Below are 21,226 nucleotides of genomic sequence, written 5' to 3'. Positions count from 1 at the left end.
GGACGGTCAGCTGTAGACGATGACGCCCTTCTGGTTCGTCCCGGCGTGCATCGCCTCGTAGCCCTCGCCGATCTGGTCGAGGCTGTAGGTCGTGGTGATGACCTCGTCGAGCTTCAGCACGCCGGCCCGGTAGAGCTCGACCTGGCGCTTGATGTCCCAGTTGGGGTTCGACTCGCCGAACAGCGAGCCCTGGATGCGCTTCTGGAACAGGGTGACGTCGGCCAGCGAGACCGGCAGCGGCGTGGTGTCGGCGATGTTGCCGAGCGCGGTGACGACGACCGTGCCCGCCTTGCGGATCGAGGCCATGGCCTGCCCGACGTACTCCGGCTTGATGACGCCGACGGTGATGATGGCCGAGTCGGCGCCCTGGCCGTTGGTGAACTGCTTGGCCAGCTCGGTGGCCTCCTCCATGGTCTCGACGCCGTGGGTGGCGCCGAGCTGGGTGGCGTTCTCGCGCTTGAGCGCCACCGGGTCCACGGCGATGATGTTGGCCGCGCCTGCGTGGGCCGCACCCTGCACCGCGTTGATGCCGACGCCGCCGATGCCCATGACGATGACGGTGTGGCCGGGCTGGACCTCTGCGGAGTTGACCGCGGAGCCCCAGCCGGTGCCGACGTTGCAGCCCAGCAGGCAGATCTTGTCGAGCGGCAGGTCACTGTCGACCTTCACCACGGAGTCGGCCGAGACCGTGGTGGTCTCGACGAAGGTCGAGATGCCGCACATCTGGCCGACCGGGGTGTCGGAGCCGGCGAGCTTGAGGCGGAAGCTGGAGGTGTCCTCCCAGCGCGAGCCGGCGAGGAGCCCGGCGCCCAGGTCGCAGAGGTTCTGCTGGCCCGAGGCGCACCAGCGGCAGTGGCCGCAGGAGGGGAGGAACGAGAAGACGACGTGGTCGCCCTCCTTGATGCCCTTGTGGTTCGGGGGGGCGGCGGTGACGATGCCGGCGCCCTCGTGGCCGCCGGCGAACGGGTAGACGCCGACCGGGATGTCGCCGGTGGCGATGTGGTCGTCCGAGTGGCACAGGCCAGAGGCGACCAGCTTGACCTGGACCTCACCGGGACGGGGGTCGTCCACCTCGAGGTCCACGACCTCGTACTTGCCGGGTGCCTGACGGACGATCGCTCCGCGGGTCTGCATGTGCTCTCCCTTGAACAGATTTCGGGGTCGGCTGCCGCTGTGCGGCGCGCCACACGGTTCATAGCAGGGTGCGCATGACTTGGAAAGCTCTACTGACCGCACGACGGGGTGCCAGGCACCCGTAGAAACCGGGCGTTCTACGGGCCGTTGACGGGCGGTCGAGCGGCAGTAGAGTCTTGTGACCCCGAGCACGGAGCGCCACCATGACGGACACGTTCAACGCCGCCACGTACCTGACCGAGGACCGCGTCGCCGCGGGTGACGGCGACCGGGTCGCGTTCCACCACCCGCGCGGTGCCCTCACCTACCGCCGCCTCACCGAGGAGGTCCGGCGCGTCGCGGCGGGGCTCGTCGCGATCGGCGTGCGGCCCGAGGAGCGGGTGCTCCTCGCGATGGTCGACGACGTCGAGCTCGCCACCGGCATCCTGGCCGTGATGTACGTCGGCGCGGTGGCCGTGCCGTCGTCGACCATGCTGACCGGGCCCGAGCTGGGCAAGCTCGTCGTCGACTCGCGGGCGCGGGTGCTGCTGGGCAGCAGCGAGTTCACGGCCGCCGTCACCACGGCGGCCACCGGCGCCCCGGACCTGCGCCACCTCGTCGTCACCGGCGACACCGCGCCGGGGGTCCCGGGCGTCACGACGCTGACGTGGGACGAGCTGCGCACCGCCGAGCCTCTCGACACCCCGTACCCGACGTGGGCCGAGTCGCCCGCCCTCTGGCTCTACACCTCCGGCACGACGGGCACGCCCAAGGGCGCGATGCACCGCCACACCGACATCCGCTACGTCTGCGAGACCTACGGCCGCGAGGTGCTGCGGATCGGGCGCGACGACGTCTGCCTGTCGGGAGCCAAGCTGTTCTTCGCCTACGGCATCGGCAACTCGCTGTTCTTCCCGCTGTCGGTCGGCGCCGCCGCGGTGCTGGAGCCGGCGCGCCCGAACCCGGCGCGGTTCGGCGAGCTGACCGAGCGGTACGGCGTCACCCTGTTCTTCGGCGGCCCCAGCTTCTGGGGCCCGCTCATGGCCGCCGACCTGCCGCCCGCGCAGTTCGCCACCGTCCGCAACGGCGTGTCGGCGGGCGAGGCGCTGCCCGCGCGGATGTTCCACGGCGTCCGCGAGCAGTACGGCTTCGAGATCCTCGACGGCATCGGCTCCACCGAGGCGCTGCACATCTTCATCTCCAACGTCGCGGGCGCGGTCGTGCCCGGCAGCTCCGGCTTCCCGGTGCCGGGCTACCGCGTGGAGCTGCGCCGCCCCGACGGCTCGGTCATCGAGGGCGCCGACGAGCCGGGGATGCTCTACATCGCGGGCGACTCGATCTGCACCGGCTACTGGTGCCGCACCGAGGTCAACCGCCGGGTGTTCCAGGGCGAGTGGATGCGCACCGGCGACCAGTACGTGCGCGGCACCGACGGCAGCTACACCTGCCTGGGCCGCGCCGACGACGTGCTCAAGGTCGGCGGGATCTGGGTCAGCCCCACCGAGGTCGAGGCGCGCCTCATGGAGCACCCCGACCTGGCCGAGGCCGTCGTCGTCGGGGTGCCCGACAGCGACGGGCTGGACAAGCCGGTCGCCTACGTCGTGCCGAGGCCGGGCGTGCACGTCGACGCCGACGAGGTCATCGCGTTCTGCCGCGCCGGGCTGGCGTCGTTCAAGCGGCCGCGGCTCGTCGTCGAGGTGAGCGAGCTGCCGCGCACGGCCACCGGCAAGATCCAGCGCTTCCGGCTGCGCGAGCTGGCCGCGGCGACGGTGGCGCCGGCGCCGACGGCGCCGACGGACGTCGCGGAGTCCCAGGCCTGACCTCGCGGGCCGGAACCGACGTTCTACAGCGATGGTGTGATCCGGCCGAATCTTGTAGAGTGAGCGCCGACCAACGGAGGACGGATGACCACCACCGCAGATCCCGACCAGGCCGAGATCCCCACGGTCTCCTTCGACAGGGAGCCGTCGTCGTACCGCCACTGGAAGCTCGACGTCCAGGGTGAGGTCGCGTACCTGCGGCTCGACATCGACGAGGCGGGCGGCATCGTCGGTGGCTACGAGCTGAAGATGAACAGCTACGACCTGGGCGTCGACATCGAGCTCTACGACGCCACGCAGCGGCTGCGCTTCGAGCACCCGGGCGTGAAGGCGGTCGTGCTGACCAGCGCGAAGGATCGCAACTTCTGCGCGGGCGCGAACATCCGGATGCTGGCGCAGTCCAGCCACCCGTGGAAGGTGAACTTCTGCAAGTTCACCAACGAGACCCGCAACGGCATCGAGGACGCCACCGCGAACTCGGGCCAGACCTGGATCGCGGCGCTCAACGGCACCGCGGCGGGCGGCGGCTACGAGATGGCGCTGGCGTGCGAGCAGATCCTGCTCATCGACGACAACTCCTCCGCGGTGTCGCTGCCGGAGGTGCCGCTGCTGGGCGTGCTGCCCGGTACCGGCGGGCTGACCCGGGTGATCGACAAGCGCCGCGTCCGCAAGGACCGCGCCGACGTGTTCGCCACCAAGTCCGAGGGCGCCCGCGGCAAGCAGGCCGTGGAGTGGAAGCTCGTCGACGAGGTGATCCCCAAGCGCGCCTGGGACGAGACGGTCGCCGAGCGCGCCGCCACCGCCGCCGCCGCCTCGACCCGCCCGTCCGACGCCACCGGCGTCGCACTCCCGCCGCTGGAGCGCGAGGAGGACGCCGACGGGATCCGCTACCGCCACGTCACCGCGGACTTCGACCGCGACGCGGGCCTGGTCAACATCACCGTGCACGGGCCGGAGGGCGACGTGCCCGACACCGCCCTGCGGGTGCACGAGCTGGGTGCGGAGTTCTGGCCGCTGGCCATGACCCGCGAGCTCGACGACCTGATCCTGCGGCTGCGCGCCAACGAGCTCGAGCTGGGCACCTGGATCATCCGCACGAAGGGCGACGTCGAGGACGCGCTGGCCTTCGAGCGGGTCATCGAGCAGTACAGCGGGTCCGACTGGCTGGTCAACGAGATCCGCCACTACTTCAAGCGCGTGCTCAAGCGCCTCGACGTCACCTCCCGCTCGCTCATCGCGCTGATCGAGCCGGGCTCGTGCTTCGCCGGTGCGCTGCTGGAGCTGGCGCTGGCGTGCGACCGCCAGTACATGCTCGACGGCTTCATGGAGGAGGACTCCCAGGAGGGCGAGCCGGCGCAGATGGTGCTGTCGGCGTCGAACTTCGGGACCTTCCCCATGTCCAACGGGCTGTCGCGGCTGGGCTCGCGCTTCTACGGCGACGACGACACCGTAGCCAAGCTGCGCCAGGAGACCGGGCGCCGGATCGAGGCCGCCGAGGCGATGGAGCTGGGGCTGGTCACCGACGCCCCCGACGACATCGACTGGGAGGACGAGGTCCGGATCATGCTCGAGGAGCGGGCCTCCCTCTCCCCCGACGCCCTGACCGGCATGGAGGCCAACCACCGGTTCGTCGGGCCCGAGACCATGGAGAGCCGCATCTTCAGCCGGCTCACCGCCTGGCAGAACTGGATCTTCGTTCGACCCAACGCGTCCGGCCCTGAGGGCGCGTTGCGCAAGTACGGCACGGGACGCAAGGCCGATTTCGACCGGAAGCGGGTCTGACATGAGCATCGACTACAGCGAGAAGATCCCCAACAACGTCGATCTCGCCGGCGACCGCAAGCTCCAGCGCGCGCTGGAGAGCTGGCAGCCCAACTTCATCAACTGGTGGAAGACGATGGGCCCGGCCGTCCCCACCGAGGACGTCTACCTGCGCACCGCCGTCGACGTCGGCCGCGAGGGCTGGGCCCAGTTCGGCCACGTCGCCATGGAGGAGTACCGCTGGGGGGTCTTCCTCTCCGAGCACAACGCCGACCGCAAGATCGCGTTCGGCGAGCAGAAGGGCCAGCCCGTCTGGCAGCAGGTCCCCGGTGAGTTCCGCGCCGAGCTGCAGCGCCTGATCGTCATCCAGGGCGACACCGAGCCCGCCTCGGTCGAGCAGCAGCGCCGCCTGGGCGAGACCGCCCCGTCGCTCTACGACCTGCGCAACCTCTTCCAGGTCAACGTCGAGGAGGGCCGCCACCTCTGGGCGATGGTCTACCTGCTGCACGCCTACTTCGGGCGCAACGGCCGCGAGGAGGCCGAGGCGCTGCTGCAGCGCAACTCCGGCGACCTCGACAGCCCGCGCATCCTCGGGGCGTTCAACGAGGAGACCCCGGACTGGCTGTCGTTCTTCATGTTCACCTACTTCACCGACCGCGACGGGAAGTACCAGCTCGGCACGCTCAAGGAGTCGGCGTTCGACCCGCTCTCGCGGACGTGCGAGTTCATGCTCAAGGAGGAGGCCCACCACATGTTCGTGGGCACCACCGGCATCGACCGCGTCGTCACCCGCAGCGCCGAGCTCATGCGCGAGCACGACACCGACGACATCGCCCCGCACGGCGGCATCCCGCTCGACGTCATCCAGAAGTACGTCAACTTCCACTACTCGGTCAGCCTCGACCTGTTCGGGTCGGAGAAGTCGACCAACGCCGCCAACTACTTCACCGCCGGGCTCAAGGGCCGCTGGCAGGAGGAGCGGCGCAAGGACGACCACGTCCTCACCGAGGACGCCGCGCACGTCGACCTCGTGCGCGACGGCGTCGTCACCACCGAGGAGGTCTCCGCGCTGGTCGCGCTCAACCACGACCTGCGCAACGAGTACGTCCAGGACTGCGCCACCGGGATGAAGCGCTGGAACCGCGTGCTGGAGAAGGCGGGTCTCGACCACCGCCTGTCGCTGCCCCACGTCGGCTTCAACCGCGAGGTCGGCCTGTTCTCCGGGCACCACGTCACACCCAAGGGCGACGTCGTCGGGCCCGACGTGTGGGAGGCCAGCAAGGACCGCTGGCTGCCGACCGAGGCCGACAAGGTGCACGTCCAGTCGCTGATGCGCCCGGTCTACGAGCCCGGCAAGATCGCCGGCTGGATCGCGCCGCCGAGCAACGGCATCAACGACAAGCCGTTCGAGTACGAGTACGTGCACTTCGCCTGATCCCGCTCCACGCGAACGGCCCGCTCGCCCGACCTGGTCGGGCGAGCGGGCCGTTCGCGTGGGTACCCCTGGCTCAGGAGGCCGCGGCGGGGGCCGGGGCGTCGGGCTGGGGCAGGGGGTCGCACTGCACGTCCGACCGGCCGCTCCCCGGTTGGCGCGCCGGCAGGGCGCCGGTGGCCAGGTAGTCGGCGACGATCGTGTCGGTGCACGCGACGCCCGACAGCGAGGCCGAGTGCGTGAACCCGCCGACGCCCTCGACCAGCACCGCGTTCGGGAACAGCTCGCGGGCGTTCAGCGCGCCGTCGAACGGCGTGGCGCCGTCGAAGGTCTCGCTGAGCAGCAGCGCGCCCGCCACGCCGCTCCCGTCGACCTCGACGGGCGTGCCCGCCTGCGCCGGCCAGAACGAGCAGGGGCCGTTGAACCAGGCGTTGGCCCACGTCTCGAACGGGGCCACCGCGTCGACGCGGGTGTTGTCGGCGCGCACCCGCTCGTAGTCCGGCCACGGCAGGTCGGTGCACTGCACGGCGAGGTAGATCGCGTAGCCGTTGTCGTCCGGTGCAGCCGGGTCGAAGCCGTAGGCCCCCTCCAGCGCCGCCACGTCGCCGTCGTTCACGTAGGCGGAGAAGGCCTGCGCGATGCCGGGGTAGGCGAGGACGTTGTAGCCGGCGCTGAGGAACAGGTCGTTCCACTCCGCCGGCCCGATGCCGCCCGCGGGCGCCGCCCGGAGGTCGTCCTGCACGGAGTAGTAGAGCGCCTCGACGTCCTCGCCGGAGGTGCCCAGGCCGTAGACGGCGTCGTTCTTCGCGATCCAGTCGAAGAACGCGCCGATGGTGCGCTCGAACGCGACGTCCTGGTTGAGGTTGGCCTCGTACCAGATGTTGCGGACGTCGACCACGCCGTCCATCACCAGGCGCCGGACCCGGTCGGGGAACAGCGTGGCGTACACCTGGCCGAGGTACGTGCCGTAGGAGAAGCCGTAGTAGTTGATCTGCTCCTGACCCAGTGCGGCGCGCAGGACGTCCATGTCGCGGACGGTGTCGATGCTCTTCAGGTGGTCGAGCAGCGGGCCGCCGTTGGTCGCGCAGGCCTCGGCGTAGGAGCGCGACCGGTCGAGCCAGGCCTGCTCGGTGCCCGCCTCGGGCCGGTAGTCGGGACGGTTGAACCCGGAGTAGTCGGGGATGCAGCTCAGCGCGGGGCGGCTGGAGCCGACGCCGCGGGGGTCGAACCCGATCCAGTCGTAGGAGGCGCCCGCCCCGTTCGGCACGGCCCCGCCGAGCAGCGCGAGCGTCAGCCCCGAGCCGCCCGGGCCGCCGGGGTTGACGAGCATGACGCCCTGCGACTGCGGCGTCGTGTGGACGACGCGCGAGACCGCGATCTCGATGGTCGGTCCGGTCGGGTCGTCGTGGTCGAGCGGCACCGCGACGAACCCGCACTCGGCTCCCGCCGACACGAGCGCCGACGCCTCGCACGGCCCCCACACCACCGGCGCGGGCACGAACCCGGGAGGCGGTTGCGGCACCGGGGAGGCCTGCGCCAGGGGCGCCACCAGCACCCCCGCGGCCAGCAGTCCGGCCGTCAGCACGGCCGTCACGGATCTGCGCACGTTCCCCCCGATCTCGTCACCGGGAGTGATCGCACGACTGCGCGCACCCCGACGACGAGGAGCGTGTCACCTGATCAGCACGAGAGCCAACACCAACTCGGGCAGCCGACCGGAACGTCCGGATTCACGACCCGAACGTGTCGATCGCGGCGTCGAGGCGCTCGCCGATCTCGCCGTCGGACAGGCCGTAGCTGGGGATGTAGCAGAGCAGGCGGTCGTAGAGCCCGTGGAAGCCGGGAATCCGGTCGCGGACCTCGTCGGGGGTGCCGGCGACGGCCATCCGGTCGAGCATCGCGGGGCTGACGGCGGCGATCATGCCGTCGTGGTCGCGGGCCTTCCAGGCGTCGCGGATCGCGGCGACCTCCGTGGTGAAGCCCTCGAGCTCGACGAGCGGCGCGTAGGTCCGGACCACGGTGTAGAAGGCGATCTGGGCGGCGGCGTCGCGGCGGGCGCGGTCGCCGTCATCGGCCACGCTGGTGATCACATAGCCGGCAACCGGGATGTCGGCGGGGCGGCCGGTGCGCGCGGCCCCGGCGGCGAGCGCGGGCCGCACGACCTCCTCGACGTAGCGGCGGGTGAAGATCGGGTGCCCGACCAGCCCGTCGGCGACGGCGCCCGCGGCCTGCACCATCCGCGCGTTGAAACCGGCGAGGTAGACCGGCACCGGCGGGCGGGGCGTCACCGCGGCGGTGGGCTGCAGCGCCATCCGGTAGAAGCGACCCTCGTGCTGCACGCCGGCGGCGTCCATCGTCCAGATCCGGCGCAGCAGGGGCACGAGCTCCTCCATGCGCGGGGCGGGCGAGGCCCCGTCGACGCCGTGCCAGTCGCGCTGCATGGTGCGGGTGCCGGTGCCCAGGCCCAGGACGAGCCGGTCGCCCGACAGCTCGGCGAGGTCGCGGGCCTCGGCGGCGAGCACGAGCGGGCTGCGCCCCACGGCGTAGGCGATGCCCGACGCCACCGTGATCGTCGACGTGCGCAGCGCCATCGCGGCGAGCGAGACCGTGGCCGAGCGGTCGTAGAACTCGGTGGTCCACACCGACTCGAAGCCGCGCTCCTCGGCCCGCACCGCGGCGTTCACCGCCGTCGTCAGCGTGCCGCCGTGGACCGCCACACCCATCCGCTCCGTCATGCCCCGACCCTAGAGCGGGCGCGCGCCGCGCGTCGCACACTGGGAGGCGATGAGCGACCAGGCCGACCGCGCCACCCGGCTGCGCGAGGCGATCGACCGCGACGGCGACCGCTGCGTGTGGTGCCGCCGCCGCTGCACCGGGCTGGTGCGCCCGACCACCGAGCACCTGGTGCCGCGCGTCAAGGGCGGCCCGTCGTGGCGCGAGAACGAGGTCGTCGCGTGCTCGCGGTGCAACCGGCAGCGCGGGCACGCCACCCCCGCCGACTGGATCGCCGAGTGCGAGCGCCGCGGCTGGTCGCCCGACGTCGACGGGGTCGTCCGGTCGCTGCGCGCGCTCGACCGCGCCATCGCCGCGCGCGGCGGCCGGCGGCGGGCCCGGCCCTACCTCGCGGCGCAGCTGCGCCGGCTCACGTGACCCCTTGACCGACCGGCCCACTTGACCCACCAGCACGGGGCCACCAGCATCCGCGGACATGGACCTCCTGCCCGGCGTGCGCTCCGCGACCACCGAGACCGACCGCATCCGGATGCACCACCTGGAGTCCGGGCCCGCCGACGGCCCGGTCGTGGTGATGGTGCACGGCAACCTCTCCACCTCGCGGTTCTACGAGCACCTCATGCCCGGGCTGCCCGAGTACCGGGTGATCGCGCCGGACATGCGCGGCTTCGGCCGGTCCGAGCCCGCCCCGATCGACGCCACCCGCGGCCTCGACGACTGGGCCGACGACCTCGACGCCCTGCTGCGCGCACTCGGCGTCGACGGGCCGGTGCACCTGGTCGGGTGGTCGACGGCGGGCGCGGCGATCGCCCGGTTCGCGATGGCGCGCCCGGTGGCGTCGCTGACGTTCATCGACCCGGTCTCCCCGCACGGCTACGGCGGCACGTTCGCCGACGGCACCCCCTGCTTCCCCGACGCCGCGGGCTCGGGTGGCGGCGGCGCCAACCCCGAGCTCGTCGAGCGCCTGCGCGCGGGCGACCGCAGCGCCGACAGCCCGCTCTCGCCCCGCAGCGTCATGCGCTCGCTCTACTGGGCGCCCACGCACACCGAGCCGCGCGAGGACCTCCTCGTCGACGAGGTCCTGCTGACGCTCGTCGGCGACGACGGCTACCCCGGCGGCTCCACGCCGACCGAGAACTGGCCGGGCCTCGCACCCGGCACCACCGGCATCCTCAACGCACTGTCCCCGAAGTACTGCGACTGGACGGGGCTGGTCGACATCGCGGCGAAGCCGCCGGTGCTGTGGACGCACGGCATGGGCGACCTCGTGATCGCCGACGGCTCGATGCTCGAGTTCGGCGCGCTCGGCGCGGGCGGCGCCGTGCCGGGGTGGCCGGGTGCGGACGTCTACCCGCCGCAGCCGATGGTCAGCCAGATCCGGTCGCTGCTGCAGCGGTACGCGGCGGCGGGCGGCGCCGTCACGACCGAGATGTTCGAGGCGTCCGGCCACGGACCGCACATCGACGCGGCGGAGCGGTGGCTGTCGGTGTTCCGGACCTTCCTCACGACGACGGCCTCTGCGACGACGGCCGCTACGACGAACGGGTGACCTCCCGACGGAACCCGCGGCCCCCGGACGACGAAGGGACGTGAACCGCGAGCAGATCCGCCCCGAACCGGGACCGGCGCTGCTCGCGCTCTACGACGACGCGCTGCCGCAGGTGTACGGCTACCTGCTCGCGCGCTGCGGGCGCCGGGCGCTCGCGGAGGACCTCACGGCCGAGACGTTCCTGGCCGCGGTCACCGCGTGCCGCCGGCACCCGCCGCCGCCCCTGAACGTCGGGTGGCTGGTGGGCATCGCGCGGCACAAGCTCGTGGACCACTGGCGGTCCGTCGAGCGGGAGGAGCGCGGGCTGCGCGCCGTCGAGGAGTCCACCGAGGACGTCGAGGACCCGTGGGAGGGGCACGTGGACGCCGTGGTCGCCCGCGAGGTGCTCGACGCCCAGACCGCGCTGCACCGCGCCGCCCTGACGCTGCGCTACCTCGACGGCCTGCCCGTCGCCGACGTGGCCCGCGCGCTGGGCCGCACCGTGCACGCCACCGAGTCGCTGCTGGCGCGCGCCCGCGCCGCGTTCCGCCGCGGCTACGAGGGAGGTGCGCGGTGACCGACCCGCTCGACGCCCTGCGCGCCGCCGCCGTCCCCGTCGATCCCGATCCCGTCTTCGCCCGCACCCTGCGCGCCCGCCTGGAGCGCGCGCTGCTGTCTCCTGTGGAGGACACCGTGACCACTGCGACCACCGCTGTACCCACCGCCGCGACCACCGCCGCGCCCGCCACCGCCCGCCTGCGGTCGCTGACCCCCTACCTGGCCGTCACCGACGCGGCCGCGGCCCTGGACTTCTACGTCACCGCGTTCGGCGGGGTCCGCCGCGGCGAGCCGATCGTCATGCCCGGCGGGAAGGTCGGGCACGCCGAGGTGGCGCTGGGCGACAGCGTCCTCATGCTGGCCGAGGAGTTCGGTGAGATGGGGCTGCTCGCGCCGGTCACCCGCGGCGGGGTGAGCCAGTCGCTGCGCCTGGAGGTGACCGACCCCGACGCCGTCGTCGCCCGCGCCGTGGCGGCCGGCGGCGTGCTGGAGCGGCCCGTCACCGACTCCCCGTACGGGCGCGGCGGCGTGGTGCTCGACCCGTCCGGGCACCGCTGGATGGTCTCGCGCGACGCCGACCTCGCCCGCCCCGGTGACGTCGTGTTCGCCTCGCTGTGGACCGCCGACGTCGCGCGGGCCGAGCGCTTCTACGCCGCCGTGCTCGGCGACCTCGGCCGGCTGCGGATCACCGCGGGCGACCCGTCGGCGGGGCTGTTCCTCTGCTACGCCGTGGCCGACCTCGACGCCGCGTCCGACGTGGTGCGCGCCGCGGGCGGGACCGCACGGCCGCCGCAGGTCCGCGAGCACGGGCGCGTCGCCGACTGCGTCGACGACCAGGGCCTTGCGTTCGCCCTGCACGAGGGCGACGCCCCGGCGGTGGCGCTGCCGGAGTACGCGGAGCTGCGGGTGCCCGACTCCGGCCGGGCCCGCGCGTTCTACGGCACGGTCCTGGGCTGGGGCTTCCGGCCCGGCGACCACGGCGGGGACTACTGGAACGGCACCGTCGACGGCGGGCGCACCCGCCCCCGCACCGGGCTGGCCGGCGGGGAGGCGGTGCCGACCGTCGTGCCGACGTTCCGGGTGCCCGACTCCGACGCCGCCCTGGCCGCGGTGCGGGCCGGGGGCGGGACGGCGCAGGAGACGGTGCAGTCGCGGTTCGGGCGGATGACGCGGTGCGTCGACGACCAGGGCACCGCGTTCCGCCTGCTGCAGCCCTAGCGGGCTGCCCGTGAGTGGGAACCGGTGCCAGGGCACCGGTTCCCACTCACGACCTCCTACCAGGGCACGACCTACCAGGGCACCGCGCCGCTCCGGTCGAAGAACCCGCCCGTCGGGCCGTCCGGCGCCACCTGCGCCGGCTCGACGATCGCGTCCGTCCCCTCCTGCACCGTCTGCGGGCCGCTGTTGCCGAGCGGATGGTACGACGGGCGGGAAGCCCTCCTGCCGGTGTCGACCGCATCGGGTGCGGCCGTCGCAGCGGCGGTGATCACCGGAAGTGTGAGTCGTGGTCGCGGGAGGTGCCGTGAGGCCCACTCCTGACACCCGCTGCCCGGTGATCACCGGGAGTGCGTCGTCACTGCCGTCGGGAGGACCATGGCGTCACACTGCCGACGATCACCGCTGCCACCGCGCAGGCAGGGACGGCCGGTACCACCCTCCGCCACCCGGACCGGGGCATGCTGGACGCATGGACCGCACCGAGCTCGCCGGCGCGCTGCGCACGTGGCGCGAGCGCCTGGACCCCGTCGACGTCGGGCTGCCGGCCGGCGTCCGCCGCCGCGTCCCGGGCCTGCGCCGCGAGGAGGTGGCGCAGCTCGCGGGCGTGTCCGTCGACTACGTGACGCGCCTGGAGCAGGGCCGCGGGCCGCACCCGTCGGAGTCGGTCGTGGCCGCGCTGGCCCGCGCCCTGCGCGTGTCCGACGCCGAGCGCGAGCACCTCTACCGCCTCGCCGGCGCCACCCCGCCGGGACCCGGGCGCATCCGCAGCGCCGTGCGCCCCAGCGTCGCCCGGCTCATGGACCGCTTCACCGACCTCCCCGCGTTCCTCATGGACGCCAAGCTCGACGTACTGCTGTGGAACCCGATGGCCGCCGCGCTGCTCGGCGACTTCTCCGCCCTGCCCCCGGCCGAGCGCAACGCCGCGCGGCAGTCGTTCACGGGGCCGTGGCGCTGGGAGGAGGACCCCGACCGCGAACGCCTCGACCGCGCCATGGTCTCCGACCTGCGCCGCGCCGCCGCCCGCTACCCCGACGACGCCGGCCTGCGCCGCCTGGTCGCCGACCTGCGCGCGGCCAGCCCGGCGTTCGCGCGGCTGTGGGACCTGCGCGAGCTCGACGAGCGCCACGGCGACACCAAGACGATCCGCCACCGCGAGCTCGGCCCGCTGTCGCTGGACTGCAACTCCCTGCTCGTGCACGCCGACGACCAGATCCTGCTCGTCTACTCCGCCGCTCCCGGGACGCCGGAGGCGCAGGCCCTGGACCTGTTGCGCGTCCTCGGACTGCAGAGCGTCGGTTAAGCTCCGCCCGTGGCCTCCGACCTGGCGTTCGACGCGCTCGCCGATCCGGTGCGGCGCGAGATCCTCGCGGTGCTCGCCGGACGCGACGAGTGCAGCGCGGGCGAGCTGTCCGCCGCGATCTCCCGGGTGGGACGCACGGCCGTCTCCAGCCACCTGCGCGTGCTGCGCACGGCGGGCCTGATCACCGAGCGCCGCACGGGCCGGTTCCGCATGTACTCCGTCGATCCCACGGGCCCGGCGCAGGACGTCATCCGCCTGCTGCAGGAGCTGTTCCAGTCCTCGCTCGACGCGGCCCGGGACGCCGCCGAGTCCACCACCGGTGCGGACCGCCGAGCCATGTGATGGGCGGTCTCGCCCTGCACGCGCAGACGCGGATCGAGTCGCCACCCGACGCGGTGTTCGCCCTGTTCGGAGCCGGTAGCGGCGCGGGTTGGCTGTTCGACGCCACGTGCGACCGGCTCGGCGTCGGCGCCGCGGTGTCCATGCAGGCGCCGCTGGGCGGGGAGAGCGTCGCGCTGCTGGGCCGGATCACCGCGCTGCGCGCGCCCGGCGCCTCCCCCGGCCGGATCGACGTCCGGCTCGACCAGCCCTGGACCGGGCGCCTGCGCGTGCTGTTCGAGCGCGACGGCACCGGCACGCGCGTCCGCGTCGTCACCGATCTCGACGACGCCGGGCTGACCTGGCTCATGCGCCGCCGCGGCCATCCGGTGCCCGACCGGCACGGCCCCGACGAGCACCGCGTCGGGCTGCTGACCAGCAAGTCCGGGCTGGGCAGCGTGTTCGCCGCGGCCACGGAGAACATGGCGACGATGGCCGCCGACGAGGTCAACGCCGACGGCGGCATCGACGGGCGCCCGCTGCGCCTGGTCGTCGGCGACGACGCCACCGACCCCGCGACGGGCGCGGCCGAGGCCCACCGGCTGGTGCGGGCGGGGTGCCGCACGCTGCTGGTCACCACGACCTCGGCGACGTTCGAGCGCGCCGCCGCCGAGCTGGGCCCGGCGGGTGTGCTGCTCGTGCAGACGCTGATGAACGAGGGCGGGCTGGGCAGCGAGCTGTGCGTGCAGCTCGGGGAGCGGCCGGGCGCCCAGCTCGAGGCCGCCGCCGGGCCGCTGATGCAGGCGGCGGGCGGGCGCCGCTGGTTCCTCGCCGGCAACGACTACGTGTGGCCGCGGGTCGTGCACACCGTGGCGTGGCGGGTGCTCACCGAGCGGCGGGCGACGATCGTCGGCGAGGGGTTCGCCCCGCTCGGCACGCGCGACTTCAGCCCGCTGATCGAGCGGATCCTCGCCTCCGGCGCCGACGTCGTGCTGTCGTCGTTCGTCGGCGCCGACCTCGTCGCGTTCGAGCGCCAGTGCCACGCGATGGGCGTGCGCGCGCGCTGCCGCACCCTCGCGCTGACGCTGGAGGAGCCCACCCGCGAGCGGATCGGCGACGCCGCGTCGGCCGGGATGTGGGGCGTCTCGGGCTACTTCGAGCAGCTCCCCGGCGAGGCGAACCGCGCCTTCCTGCGGCGCTACCGCGAGGCCCACGGCCGGTTCGCGCCGCCGCTGTCGAGCATCTCGGAGTCGGCGTACGAGGCGGTGCACCTGTACGCGGCGGCGGCGCGGCGGGCCGGGGAGAACGAGCCGCGCGTGATCGCCAGGGAGCTGCGGTCGAGCCGGGCGGCGTTCCCCCGCGGGCCGGTCACCGTGACCGGTCCGGAGACCGTGCAGCAGGACCTGTTCGTCGCCGAGGCGGTGGCGGGCGGTTTCGCCGTGAGTCCGTCGCGTTAACGATCTTGACAACGTGCCACTACCTATTGACACGTGCGGATAGGGCTCAATAGGTTCGCGCTCTCACCCCTCCGGAGGTAGAACGCCATGCCCTTGCGCCCCCCTGACCCCGACGACCTCGCGAAGGCCGCCCAGCACTACGGGCTGGGACTCGACGAGGCCGACGTCGCCTCGTTCTCGCCGATGGTCCACGGGCTGCTCGCGTCGTGGGACGCGGTCGAGGAGCTCTACGCCGCCTCGGCGCCCGCGATGCCCGAGCGGGCCTGGACCCGTCCCGAGGCCGCCGACAACCCCTACAACGCCTGGTACGTGACGACGTCGATCACCGGCTCGGGCGAGGGTCCGCTGGCCGGGAAGACCGTGGCGGTCAAGGACAACACCGCCGTCGCGGGCGTCCCGATGATGAACGGCTCGACGACGATGGAGGGCTACACGCCGCTGCGCGACGCCACCATCGTCACGCGCCTGCTCGACGCGGGCGCCACCATCGCGGGCAAGTCGGTCTGCGAGGACCTCTGCTTCTCCGGCGGCTCGCACACCTCCCGCACCGGCGCCGTGCGCAACCCGTGGAACGAGACCCACTCCACCGGCGGCTCGTCGTCGGGCAGCGCGGCGCTCGTCGCCTCGGGCCTGGTCGACGTCGGCACCGCGGGCGACCAGGGCGGCTCCATCCGCATGCCGGCCTCCTGGTGCGGGGTCGTCGGGCACAAGCCCACCTGGGGCCTCGTGCCCTACACCGGCGCGTTCCCGATCGAGCAGACGATCGACCACGTCGGCCCGATCACGCGCACCGTCGCCGAGGCCGCGCTGGTGATGAACGTGATCGCCGGACCGGACGGGCAGGACCCCCGCCAGCCGCGCGACCTCGTGCCCGACGACTACGTCGCCGCACTGGGCCGCGGGGCCGAGGGCCTGCGCGTCGGCATCCTCACCGAGGGCTTCGGCCTCGCCAACTCCGACCCGGGCGTCGACGCCGCCGTGCGCGCGGCCGCGGAGTCGCTGCGCGGCGCCGGGCTCGTCGTCGAGGACGTGTCGGTGCCCTGGCACCGCCACGGCGCGGCGATCTGGGACGTCATCTCCGTCGAGGGCGCGGCGTCGCAGATGGTCGACCTCAACGGGTACGGCCTGAACTGGAAGGGCCTCTACGACCCCGAGGTCATGGAGCACTACGGCAACCGGTGGCGCGCCGACGGCAGCCAGTTCTCCGAGACCGTCAAGCTCGTGCTGCTCGCCGGCAGGCACGCGCTCGACTCCCACCACGGCAAGCACTACGGCATGGCGCAGAACCTCGCCTACGAGCTCCGGGCCGCCTACGACGAGGCGCTCTCGCGCTACGACGTGCTGGTCCTGCCCACCACCCCGATCCACGCCACCGCGATCCCCGACCCGGACGCCCCGCGCGAGGAGATCATCGGCCGGGCCCTGGAGATGATCGCCAACACCTGCGTCACCGACGTCACGGGCCACCCGGCCTGCAGCGTCCCCGCAGGTCTCGTCGACGGCCTCCCCACCGGGATGATGATCGTCGGCCGCCAGTTCGACGACGCCACGGTGCTGCGCGTCGCGCACACGTACGAGCAGGCGGTCGGGGGCTTCCCGACGCCCGCAGGAGCAGCAGCAGGGAGCCAGGCATGAACGGCGTGCACGATCTGGGCGGCACCGACGGGCTCGGTCCCGTCGAGATCCCGGAGGACGAACCGGTCTACCGGGCGGAGTGGGAGAAGGCGGCGTTCGCCATGTTCTCCATGACGTTCCGCGCCGGCTTCTTCGGCATCGACGCGTTCCGCTACGGCATCGAGCAGATGCACCCGGCCACGTACCTGCTCTCGCCCTACTACGAGCACTGGCTGCACACGATCGAGCACCACGGCATCGAGAAGGGCATGATCGACGAGGCCGAGCTCGACCGGCGCACCCAGCACTACCTGGAGAACCCGGACGCGCCGCTGCCCGCCGAGAAGGAGGACCCCGACCTCCTGGCCTTCGTCGACGGCGTCGTCAAGGCCGGTGCCCCGGCGGGGCGCCCGTCGGACAAGGTCGCGCAGTTCACGGTCGGCGACCGGGTCACCGTCGCGTCCGACGTGCCGTTCGGCCACACCCGCAAGGCCGGGTACATCCGCGGCCGCACGGGCGAGATCGCGCTGGCGCACGGCACGTTCATCTACCCCGACAGCGCCGGCAACGGCGGGCCCGACGCCCCCGAGCACGTCTACACCGTCAAGTTCACCGCCGAGGAGCTCTGGGGCGCGGAGGCCGCCGATCCCAACGGCACCGTGTACTTCGACGTGTGGGAGCCCTACATCACCCTCGCCACGACCACCGAGAAGGCCGCCTGATGACCGCCACCGTCCGCACCCAGGAAGAGATCGCCGCGCGCGTCAAGGCGCTCGAGTCGATCCTGATCGAGAAGGGGATCATGACGACGGCGGCGGTCGACCGCCTCGTCGAGATCTACGAGAACGAGGTCGGCCCGCAGCTCGGCGCCGCCGTCGTCGCCAAGGCCTGGACCGACCCGGAGTTCAAGGCGCGCCTGCTGGCCAACGGCACGGAGGCGTGCGCCGAGCTGGGCATCGGCGGCCTGCAGGGCGAGGACATGGTCGTCGTCGAGAACACCGACACCGTGCACAACGTCATCACCTGCACGCTGTGCTCCTGCTACCCGTGGCCGGTGCTGGGGCTGCCCCCCAACTGGTACAAGGACCCGGCGTTCCGCGCGCGCATCGTGCGCGAGCCGCGCAAGGTCCTGGGCGACGACTTCGGCTTCGAGGTCCCGGACTCCGTCGAGATCCGCGTCTGGGACTCCTCGTCGGAGATGCGCTACTGGATCCTCCCGCAGCGCCCGGCCGGCACCGAGGGCCTCGACGAGAAGGCGCTCGCCGCCCTCGTCACCCGCGACTCGATGATCGGCGTCGGCGCGGCGAAGGCCGCCTGATGGCGCTCCGGCAGGACGCCACGGAGCTGGGCGACGCCCGGCGCCGCGTGGAGTCGCTGGTCTGCGACCTCCCCGGCGGCAGCGACGCCGACCGCTCCTTCGACCACCCGTGGGAGGTGCGCGCGTTCGCGATGGCCGTAGCGGCCTACCACTCCGGTCAGTACGAGTGGTCGGAGTTCCAGCTCTCGCTGATCGACTCCATCAGGAAGTGGGAGACCGACGGCGGCGCCGAGCCGTGGTCGTACTACGAGCACTGGCTCCAGGCCCTGGAGACGGTCCTCGCGGGCAACGGCAAGCTCTCCGAGGCCGTGCTCGACGACCAGACCCGCTCCGTCCTGGCCACGCCGCGCAACGCCAACCACCACGAGGCCCACCGCGAGCCCGTGGCGGTCGACCCCGCCCGGTAGGGCTCCCGACGACCGGCACGGTCCCCGGCACACTGGGCACCGTGCTGATCGTCGTGGACGACCTGACCGGTCCGGGCATCGTCGCGCTGCTCGACGAGCACCTGCGCGACATGCGGGCCACCAGCCCGCCCGAGAGCGTCCACGCGCTCGACCTCGACGGCCTGCGCGACCCCGCGGTCACCGTCTGGACGGTCGTCGAGGACGGCGCGGTGATCGGCTGCGGCGCCCTCAAGGTGCTGGAGCCGGGGCACGCGGAGATCAAGTCCATGCGCACCGCGGCGAGCCACCAGGGCCGCGGGATCGGCACGGCGGTGCTGCGCCACCTGCTCGCGCAGGCCCGCGCCCGCGGGCTGCACCGACTCAGCCTGGAGACCGGTACGCAGGAGTTCTTCGCTCCCGCCCGCGCCCTCTACGCCCGGCACGGCTTCGTCCCCTGCCCGCCGTTCGCGGGCTACACCGACGACCCGAACAGTGCCTACCTCACCCTGGAGCTGGCACGCTGACCGCCGCCCCACCCCCGACGACGAGGGAGCCCCCGATGGCCGGCTACTACACCGACGAGGTCCACGGACCGCACGAGTACTTCGAGCTGGGCAACTTCGCCCTGACCAGCGGCTACACGCTGCCCGGCGCCCGCCTCGGGTACCGGACGGTCGGCACGCTCAACGCCGCGAAGGACAACGCGGTGCTGGCGCCGCACATGTTCTCCGGCACCTCGGCGTTCATGGAGGCCTACGTCGGCGAGGGCCGCCCGCTCGACCCGTCGACGCACTTCGTGATCCTGCCCGGGCAGTTCGGCGGCGGCTTCTCCTCCAGCCCGTCCAACACGCCCGCGCCCTTCGACCGCGGGCAGTTCCCGCTGGTCGCCATCGCCGACGACGTCGTCGCGCAGCACCGGCTCGTCACCGAGCACTTCGGCATCGAGCGGCTGCAGGCCGTGCTCGGGTGGTCGATGGGCGGGCAGCAGACCTACGAGTGGGCCGTCCGCTTCCCCGACATGGTGCCGCGCGCCGCGGTGTTCGCCGCGACCGCGCGCAACCCCGTCCACAACCAGATCTTCATCGACACCTGGAACGAGCTGCTGACGTCGGACCCGGCGTTCCGCGGCGGCTTCTACGACGACCAGGCCGAGGTGCGGCTGGGCCTGCAGCGCCTCGCGGTGTCGTTCTCGCTGATGGGGCTGTCGTCGGCGTTCTTCCGCCAGGAGCTGTGGCGCGGCCTGGGCTTCGCCTCGCCCGACGACTTCCGCCAGGGCTTCATCCGCGGCTACTTCGCCCCGATGGACCCCAACAACCTCATCGTCCAGGGCCGCAAGTGGCGCGCGAGCGACATCTCCGCCCACACCGGCGGTGACCTCGCCGCGGCGCTGGGCCGGATCACCGCGCAGTTCTTCGTGGTGCCCTTCTCCGAGGACCTGTTCTTCCCGCCGGAGGACTGCGAGGCCGACTGCGCGGCCATCCCGAACGGGCACTACCGCCCGATCGAGACGCCGATGGGCCACTTCGGCATGTTCGGGCTGCGGCCCGAGGACCCGGCCGCCGTCGACGCCGTGATCGCGGAGATGCTCGCGTCCTGAGCGGCTACGGCAGCAGCAGCTCCTGCAGCCGCGCGAACCACACGACGCCGAGCACGACCAGGGCGAGGAACGCCAGACTCGCGAGGCTGGTGAGGACGTAGGCGGTGGCGCGCAGCGCCGTCAGCACCCGCCCGTCGGGGCGCGCGGTGTAGCTGCGCCGCGAGCGCGGCGTCGGGCCGAAGCCGGGGCGGCTGCCGACGGCGTGGGCGGGACCGGTCTGCGTGACGGAGCGGGCCTGGGCCGGAATGCTCATGGGTGCGCGTCCCCCGACGTTGCTGCGATGGTCGACCCGTTGTAGCGGAGCGCAGCCGCCGTCACAGCGACCGACGGACCGGTCCACCCGAACGTGGCGACGAACGCGAACTTAGGCTGGCGCCATGAGTCACCTGCTGGTGATCGAGGACGACGAGGAGATCGGCGAGCTCCTGCGCTCGAGCCTCGCGCTGCACGGGCACGCCGTGCACTGGGAGCGCACGGGCCGCGGCGGCCTGGCGCGCGCCGCCGACACCGAGGTCGACCTGGTCCTGCTCGACCTCGGCCTCCCCGACCTCGACGGCCTGGAGGTCTGCCGCCAGCTGCGCCTGACGCTGCCCACCACCGTCATCGTGATGCTCACGGCCCGGGCGCGGGAGATGGACGTCGTCGTCGGGCTGGAGGTGGGCGCCGACGACTACCTGGTCAAGCCGGTGCCGCTGGCCGAGCTGGTGGCCCGGGTGCGCGCGCACCTGCGCCGCACCGAGCCCGCGAAGACGCCCGCCACGCACCACGCGGGCGACCTCACCGTCAGCGTCGAGAGCCGCCGCGCCACCGTCGACGGCCACGAGCTGGCGCTGCGGCCCCGCGAGTTCGACCTGCTCGCCCGCCTGATCGTCGAGCCGGGCTCGGCCGTGAGCCGGGAGACGCTGATGTCGGAGGTGTGGGACCAGCACTGGTACGGCTCCACGAAGACCCTCGACGTCCACGTTGCCGCGCTGCGCCGCAAGCTGTCGGAGACCGGCCGGACGGTGCCGCAGATCGTCACCGTGCGCGGGCACGGGTACCGGCTGGAGAACCCGTAGCGCTCGGACGGTCCA

At 73.0% G+C, this 21,226-nt stretch carries 22 protein-coding genes; 17 read left to right on the top strand and 5 right to left on the bottom strand.

Going from position 1 to position 21,226, the window contains the following annotated elements; all coding sequences use genetic code 11:
* Window positions 1-6: 6 nt before the first annotated feature.
* Complete coding sequence (locus tag I4I82_RS20345) at window positions 7-1,134, bottom strand: NDMA-dependent alcohol dehydrogenase (protein ID WP_218589404.1); 1,128 nt, start codon at window positions 1,132-1,134, stop codon at window positions 7-9.
* A gap of 203 nt (window positions 1,135-1,337) precedes the next feature.
* Between I4I82_RS20345 and I4I82_RS20340 the strand changes: the two genes are divergently transcribed.
* From I4I82_RS20340 to boxB, 3 genes are all read left to right on the top strand, one after another.
* Window positions 1,338-2,933, top strand: coding sequence for a benzoate-CoA ligase family protein (locus tag I4I82_RS20340; RefSeq protein ID WP_218589403.1), 1,596 nt, complete (start codon window positions 1,338-1,340; stop codon window positions 2,931-2,933).
* Between the two features lie 84 nt (window positions 2,934-3,017).
* Window positions 3,018-4,715 (top strand): 2,3-epoxybenzoyl-CoA dihydrolase, encoded by a 1,698-nt coding sequence (boxC, locus tag I4I82_RS20335; RefSeq protein WP_218589402.1) that lies wholly within the window; start codon window positions 3,018-3,020, stop codon window positions 4,713-4,715.
* Window position 4,716: 1 nt separating this feature from the next.
* The gene (gene boxB / locus I4I82_RS20330; protein WP_218589401.1) at window positions 4,717-6,129 is read left to right on the top strand and encodes a benzoyl-CoA 2,3-epoxidase subunit BoxB; all 1,413 of its coding nucleotides are present in this window, start codon (window positions 4,717-4,719) and stop codon (window positions 6,127-6,129) included.
* Window positions 6,130-6,202: 73 nt separating this feature from the next.
* Here the strand turns inward: boxB and I4I82_RS20325 are convergent, their stop codons facing one another.
* The gene (locus I4I82_RS20325) at window positions 6,203-7,720 is read right to left on the bottom strand and encodes an alpha/beta fold hydrolase (protein WP_226370155.1); all 1,518 of its coding nucleotides are present in this window, start codon (window positions 7,718-7,720) and stop codon (window positions 6,203-6,205) included.
* 136 nt (window positions 7,721-7,856) lie between these two features.
* Complete coding sequence (locus tag I4I82_RS20320) at window positions 7,857-8,861, bottom strand: LLM class flavin-dependent oxidoreductase (protein ID WP_218589400.1); 1,005 nt, start codon at window positions 8,859-8,861, stop codon at window positions 7,857-7,859.
* Window positions 8,862-8,910: 49 nt separating this feature from the next.
* Between I4I82_RS20320 and I4I82_RS20315 the strand changes: the two genes are divergently transcribed.
* Genes I4I82_RS20315 through I4I82_RS20300 form a run of 4 tightly spaced genes read left to right on the top strand, consistent with a single transcriptional unit; the run spans window position 8,911 to window position 12,163 of the window.
* Complete coding sequence (locus I4I82_RS20315) at window positions 8,911-9,276, top strand: HNH endonuclease (protein ID WP_218589399.1); 366 nt, start codon at window positions 8,911-8,913, stop codon at window positions 9,274-9,276.
* Window positions 9,277-9,334: 58 nt separating this feature from the next.
* Window positions 9,335-10,408: an alpha/beta fold hydrolase gene (locus I4I82_RS20310; RefSeq protein ID WP_218589398.1), complete on the top strand. Its 1,074-nt coding sequence runs from the start codon at window positions 9,335-9,337 to the stop codon at window positions 10,406-10,408.
* A gap of 40 nt (window positions 10,409-10,448) precedes the next feature.
* Window positions 10,449-10,964, top strand: coding sequence for an RNA polymerase sigma factor (locus tag I4I82_RS20305; RefSeq protein ID WP_218589397.1), 516 nt, complete (start codon window positions 10,449-10,451; stop codon window positions 10,962-10,964).
* Complete coding sequence (locus I4I82_RS20300; protein WP_218589396.1) at window positions 10,961-12,163, top strand: VOC family protein; 1,203 nt, start codon at window positions 10,961-10,963, stop codon at window positions 12,161-12,163. Before I4I82_RS20305 ends, I4I82_RS20300 begins: the two co-directional genes overlap by 4 nt.
* A 71-nt stretch (window positions 12,164-12,234) precedes the next feature.
* On the opposite strand, the gene I4I82_RS20295 is transcribed toward I4I82_RS20300, so the two are convergent.
* On the bottom strand, window positions 12,235-12,435 hold the full coding sequence (locus tag I4I82_RS20295) for a hypothetical protein (RefSeq protein WP_218589395.1): 201 nt from the start codon (window positions 12,433-12,435) through the stop codon (window positions 12,235-12,237).
* A gap of 197 nt (window positions 12,436-12,632) precedes the next feature.
* Here I4I82_RS20295 and I4I82_RS20290 point away from each other — a divergent pair, with 197 nt between their 5' ends.
* From I4I82_RS20290 to I4I82_RS20250, 9 genes are all read left to right on the top strand, one after another.
* Window positions 12,633-13,463: a helix-turn-helix transcriptional regulator gene (locus I4I82_RS20290; RefSeq protein ID WP_218589394.1), complete on the top strand. Its 831-nt coding sequence runs from the start codon at window positions 12,633-12,635 to the stop codon at window positions 13,461-13,463.
* 9 nt (window positions 13,464-13,472) lie between these two features.
* Window positions 13,473-13,805: an ArsR/SmtB family transcription factor gene (locus I4I82_RS20285; protein WP_218589393.1), complete on the top strand. Its 333-nt coding sequence runs from the start codon at window positions 13,473-13,475 to the stop codon at window positions 13,803-13,805.
* The gene (locus I4I82_RS20280; protein ID WP_218589392.1) at window positions 13,805-15,238 is read left to right on the top strand and encodes a substrate-binding protein; all 1,434 of its coding nucleotides are present in this window, start codon (window positions 13,805-13,807) and stop codon (window positions 15,236-15,238) included. Before I4I82_RS20285 ends, I4I82_RS20280 begins: the two co-directional genes overlap by 1 nt.
* Before the next feature lie 87 nt (window positions 15,239-15,325).
* Window positions 15,326-16,873: an amidase gene (locus I4I82_RS20275; RefSeq protein ID WP_218589391.1), complete on the top strand. Its 1,548-nt coding sequence runs from the start codon at window positions 15,326-15,328 to the stop codon at window positions 16,871-16,873.
* On the top strand, window positions 16,870-17,574 hold the full coding sequence (gene nthB, locus I4I82_RS20270) for a nitrile hydratase subunit beta (RefSeq protein ID WP_218589390.1): 705 nt from the start codon (window positions 16,870-16,872) through the stop codon (window positions 17,572-17,574). The genes I4I82_RS20275 and nthB overlap by 4 nt, the downstream gene beginning before the upstream one ends.
* Entirely contained in the window at window positions 17,574-18,170 is a 597-nt protein-coding gene (gene nthA / locus I4I82_RS20265) for a nitrile hydratase subunit alpha (RefSeq protein WP_218589389.1), read from the top strand. The genes nthB and nthA overlap by 1 nt, the downstream gene beginning before the upstream one ends.
* Window positions 18,170-18,577 (top strand): nitrile hydratase accessory protein, encoded by a 408-nt coding sequence (locus I4I82_RS20260; RefSeq protein ID WP_218589388.1) that lies wholly within the window; start codon window positions 18,170-18,172, stop codon window positions 18,575-18,577. Before nthA ends, I4I82_RS20260 begins: the two co-directional genes overlap by 1 nt.
* A 41-nt stretch (window positions 18,578-18,618) precedes the next feature.
* The gene (locus I4I82_RS20255; protein WP_226370154.1) at window positions 18,619-19,080 is read left to right on the top strand and encodes a GNAT family N-acetyltransferase; all 462 of its coding nucleotides are present in this window, start codon (window positions 18,619-18,621) and stop codon (window positions 19,078-19,080) included.
* A gap of 35 nt (window positions 19,081-19,115) precedes the next feature.
* A complete protein-coding gene (locus I4I82_RS20250) occupies window positions 19,116-20,153 on the top strand; it encodes an alpha/beta fold hydrolase (protein WP_218589387.1) in 1,038 nt (345 codons plus the stop codon).
* 4 nt (window positions 20,154-20,157) lie between these two features.
* On the opposite strand, the gene I4I82_RS20245 is transcribed toward I4I82_RS20250, so the two are convergent.
* Window positions 20,158-20,406 (bottom strand): hypothetical protein, encoded by a 249-nt coding sequence (locus tag I4I82_RS20245; protein WP_218589386.1) that lies wholly within the window; start codon window positions 20,404-20,406, stop codon window positions 20,158-20,160.
* Window positions 20,407-20,530: 124 nt separating this feature from the next.
* On the opposite strand from I4I82_RS20245, the gene I4I82_RS20240 reads away from it, so the two are divergent.
* Window positions 20,531-21,211 (top strand): response regulator transcription factor, encoded by a 681-nt coding sequence (locus I4I82_RS20240; RefSeq protein ID WP_218589385.1) that lies wholly within the window; start codon window positions 20,531-20,533, stop codon window positions 21,209-21,211.
* Window positions 21,212-21,226 lie beyond the last annotated feature (15 nt).

It is taken from the genome of Pseudonocardia oceani, assembly GCF_019263585.2.
Taxonomy (GTDB): Bacteria; Actinomycetota; Actinomycetes; order Mycobacteriales; family Pseudonocardiaceae; genus Pseudonocardia; species Pseudonocardia oceani.
The sequence above is the reverse complement of the archived record's forward strand: the minus strand, read 5'-3'. Positions and strand labels throughout refer to the sequence as shown.

Excerpts from the sequence above, each read along its gene's own strand:
- I4I82_RS20345 (WP_218589404.1), bottom strand. The coding sequence starts at position 1,134 with ATGCAGACCCGCGGAGCGATCGTCCGTCAGGCACCCGGCAAGTACGAG.
- I4I82_RS20340 (WP_218589403.1), top strand. The coding sequence starts at position 1,338 with ATGACGGACACGTTCAACGCCGCCACGTACCTGACCGAGGACCGCGTC.
- boxC (WP_218589402.1), top strand. The coding sequence starts at position 3,018 with ATGACCACCACCGCAGATCCCGACCAGGCCGAGATCCCCACGGTCTCC.
- boxB (WP_218589401.1), top strand. The coding sequence starts at position 4,717 with ATGAGCATCGACTACAGCGAGAAGATCCCCAACAACGTCGATCTCGCC.
- I4I82_RS20320 (WP_218589400.1), bottom strand. The coding sequence starts at position 8,861 with ATGACGGAGCGGATGGGTGTGGCGGTCCACGGCGGCACGCTGACGACG.
- I4I82_RS20315 (WP_218589399.1), top strand. The coding sequence starts at position 8,911 with ATGAGCGACCAGGCCGACCGCGCCACCCGGCTGCGCGAGGCGATCGAC.
- I4I82_RS20310 (WP_218589398.1), top strand. The coding sequence starts at position 9,335 with ATGGACCTCCTGCCCGGCGTGCGCTCCGCGACCACCGAGACCGACCGC.
- I4I82_RS20290 (WP_218589394.1), top strand. The coding sequence starts at position 12,633 with ATGGACCGCACCGAGCTCGCCGGCGCGCTGCGCACGTGGCGCGAGCGC.
- I4I82_RS20280 (WP_218589392.1), top strand. The coding sequence starts at position 13,805 with ATGGGCGGTCTCGCCCTGCACGCGCAGACGCGGATCGAGTCGCCACCC.
- I4I82_RS20275 (WP_218589391.1), top strand. The coding sequence starts at position 15,326 with ATGCCCTTGCGCCCCCCTGACCCCGACGACCTCGCGAAGGCCGCCCAG.
- nthB (WP_218589390.1), top strand. The coding sequence starts at position 16,870 with ATGAACGGCGTGCACGATCTGGGCGGCACCGACGGGCTCGGTCCCGTC.
- nthA (WP_218589389.1), top strand. The coding sequence starts at position 17,574 with ATGACCGCCACCGTCCGCACCCAGGAAGAGATCGCCGCGCGCGTCAAG.
- I4I82_RS20260 (WP_218589388.1), top strand. The coding sequence starts at position 18,170 with ATGGCGCTCCGGCAGGACGCCACGGAGCTGGGCGACGCCCGGCGCCGC.
- I4I82_RS20250 (WP_218589387.1), top strand. The coding sequence starts at position 19,116 with ATGGCCGGCTACTACACCGACGAGGTCCACGGACCGCACGAGTACTTC.
- I4I82_RS20245 (WP_218589386.1), bottom strand. The coding sequence starts at position 20,406 with ATGAGCATTCCGGCCCAGGCCCGCTCCGTCACGCAGACCGGTCCCGCC.
- I4I82_RS20240 (WP_218589385.1), top strand. The coding sequence starts at position 20,531 with ATGAGTCACCTGCTGGTGATCGAGGACGACGAGGAGATCGGCGAGCTC.